1 protein-coding gene is annotated in these 1,219 nt (G+C 68.2%); it reads left to right on the top strand.

What is annotated here, in order from left to right; translation table 11 throughout:
* Positions 1-67: 67 nt before the first annotated feature.
* Positions 68-1,201 (top strand): IS110 family RNA-guided transposase, encoded by a 1,134-nt coding sequence (locus tag ABD297_RS23550; RefSeq protein ID WP_344257596.1) that lies wholly within the window; start codon positions 68-70, stop codon positions 1,199-1,201.
* Positions 1,202-1,219 lie beyond the last annotated feature (18 nt).

Genomic DNA, 1,219 nt, shown 5'->3' on the forward strand with positions numbered 1-1,219 from the left:
ACCTGTCGCCCGCCCGGCCGGTTCGCTCCGCCGTCAGAACAGCCCTAACGGAAGAGCGGAGTCCAGCATGACGATCCAGCCTGTTCCCACGCCAGCGGCCAGCGCCGACCTCGCTGTCATCGGCGGCGTCGACACGCACAAGCACACCCACTACGCCGCCGCGGTCGACAGCCACGGCCGTCTGCTGGGACATCGCGAGTTTCCCGCCAACGACCGGGGATACCGCGATCTGCTCAGCTGGCTGCAAGGCCACGGCACGATCGCCGCGATCGGTGTGGAAAGCACTGGCTCCTTCGGCGCCACGCTGACCCGCTTCCTGACCGCGCAAGCCGTCCACGTCATCGAGGTCAACCGGCCGAACCGACTGGCGCGGCACATGGACGGCAAGTCCGATCGGCTCGACGCCGAGCAGATCGCTCGAGCCGTGCTCGGACGAACCTCCACCGCAACCCCGAAGGCCAAGTCCGGGACGGTCGAAGTGATCCGGACACTGCGCGTCGCGCGTGCCAGCGCGGTCAAGGCACGCAAGAACACCTTCAACACCCTGTGGGGCGTGATGATCGGAGCGCCTTCGCCGCTGCGGGACGAGCTGGTCATCTTGACCAAACGGACACTCGTCAACCGCTGCCACGGACTGCGACCCGAAACCGATGACCTGTTGTCGCTGTCCGCGTCCCCGGACCGGATGCTGCTCGCTGGCGTGAAGACTGCGCTACGCGACCTGGCTCGCCGGTGGAAGGCACTCGACGCTGAGATCAAGGCGCTCAACAAGCAGATCGAGGCCCTCGTGCGAGTCGCTGCTCCCGCGCTCGTGCAGCTGCACGGAGTCGGCATCGAGATCGCCGGACAGTTCCTGGTCAGCGCGGGGGACAACCCCGAACGGATCCGCAGCGAAGCCGCCTTCGCCAAGCTCTGCGGGGTCGCGCCACAGCCGGCCAGCAGCGGCCGGACCAGCGGCCGACACCGGCTCAGTCGCGGCGGCGACCGGGCGGCCAACAGCGCCCTGTACATCGTCACCATCGTGCGCATGCGGCACCACCAACCCACTCGCGACTACGTCGCCCGCCGCACCGCCGAAGGGCTCAGCAAACGCGAAATCATCCGCTGCCTCAAGCGCTACATCGCCCGCGAGGTCTTCGCCAACCTGCCCCGCGCCACGGATACCTCCGCCGTCACAGCGCCCGTCGCCCCGGCCGCTTGACGAATATAGGAGCATCGA

Source organism: Terrabacter carboxydivorans (genome assembly GCF_039532035.1).
In the GTDB taxonomy this organism is placed as follows: Bacteria; Actinomycetota; Actinomycetes; order Actinomycetales; family Dermatophilaceae; genus Terrabacter; species Terrabacter carboxydivorans.